Source organism: Streptomyces sp. NPDC055078, from assembly GCF_053607985.1.
This window is the reverse complement of the sequence record NZ_JBSGUP010001064.1, coordinates 1-1645: the sequence shown is the minus strand read 5'-3', so window position 1 is coordinate 1645 and position 1645 is coordinate 1. Positions and strand designations below refer to the sequence as shown.

Below are 1645 nucleotides of genomic sequence, written 5' to 3'. Positions count from 1 at the left end.
CCCGATGCCAAGAAGGCCGCACCGAAGCCGACCTTCCGTCTGATCGCCGCCAGCACATCCGTGGACATCATCAAGGAAAAGGGCGATCCCAGCGTCTATCTCGATCTCGGCACCTACCTCACCGCCGAGAACAGCCCCTTCGAGCTGAAGGCGACCCGTAAGTCCTACAAGGACCCCATCGTCGTTCAGCAGACCACCCGCGTGGGCAAGAAGGTCACGACGAGGACCCTGCCGAAGGGACTGGTGAAGGACTTCACGGGCCTGCCCGGCTTCACGGAGATCACCGTCAAGGACTCGGCGGGCAAGGTCGTGGCTTCCGCCAAGGAGAGATTCTGCCCCAACAACGCCTCGGGCCGGGTGCGGCCGGACGCGCCGGCCACCTCGAAGTACCCCGAGAGCTGCCCGGAGAACCCCTTCACCCTCGGTTCGGTGTGGGGTGTGGAGAACGGCTGGGCGTCCAACACCTACAACGGCTGGTACTCCCCGCCGCCCCCCGTCTCCCTGCCGTCCGGGGGGACGTACACCGCCACGGTGAGCGTGGCCAAGAAGTACCGCGACCTGTTCGGTATCGCGCACCAGCCGCAGACGGTCACGATGAATGTGACCGAGGTCGAGCCGGGAGGCCCCGGAGGCCCAGGTGGGCGTTCCGCCGCCGGCCACGCCGGGCACCACGGTGCGGCGCACGCCGGGCACGGCACCCCGCCGAAGCCGACGCTGCCCCAGGCGCTGAGCGGCACGGCCCCGTCGTACAACGTCGGCCACGGTCCGCACACCCCCGCGCCGCCCGCGCTGCCGTGGGCGCTGAAGAAGTCCCAGCGCTCGGTGGCGAACGTCGGTGACCGGCCCGGTCAGACGGACGGCTCCCGCAAGGCGCCCGCGCTCGCCCCCAACGCGAAGCGCCCGGCAGGCAAGGCGACGGTGCCTGCCGGCCCGAAGCCGGATCTGCGGTCGCTGCCGGCGTTCGACATCAGGATCGGCGACGGCGAGGCGGACGTCCCGGGCAAGGACTTTCTGACCTTCAGCGCCAATGTCTGGAACGCCGGCCCGGGGAAGCTGGTCGTGGACGGCTTCCGCTCCCCCGGCAAGGAGGTGATGGACGCCTACCAGTACTTCTACGACACCAAGGGCAAGCAGGTCGGCTTCACTCCCAGCGGGACGATGGAGTGGGATCCGCGCGCGGGTCACGAGCACTGGCACTTCACGGACTTCGCCAGCTACCGCCTGCTGAAGGCCGACAAGAAGGTAGCGGTCCGCAGCGGCAAGGAGGCGTTCTGCCTGGCGAACACCGACGCGGTCGACTACACGGTGAAGAACGCCAACTGGCACCCCAACAACACCGACCTGCGCACCGCCTGCGGCCAGCGCAACTCGATCTCGGTCCGCGAGGCACTGGACGTCGGCTCCGGTGACACCTACAGCCAGTACCTGCCCGGCCAGTCCTTCGACATCACCGATCTGCCGAACGGCACCTACTACATCGACGTACTGGCCAACCCGGAGAAGCGGCTCAAGGAGACCAGCCTCACCAACAACTCGGCGCTCCGCAAGGTCGTCCTCGGAGGTACCACGGGCGCCCGCACGGTGACCGTGCCGCCCCACGACCTGGTCAACGCCAACTGACCCGTCGTCCTCACGCACCGGGGCC

At 68.6% G+C, this 1645-nt stretch carries 1 protein-coding gene; it reads left to right on the top strand.

Features of this window, described 5'->3' with window-relative positions; translation table 11 throughout:
* The coding region (locus ACWF94_RS40140; RefSeq protein WP_453500186.1) for a lysyl oxidase family protein at positions 1–1620 on the top strand (1620 nt) is incomplete at its 5' end.
* Positions 1621–1645: the final 25 nt, after the last annotated feature.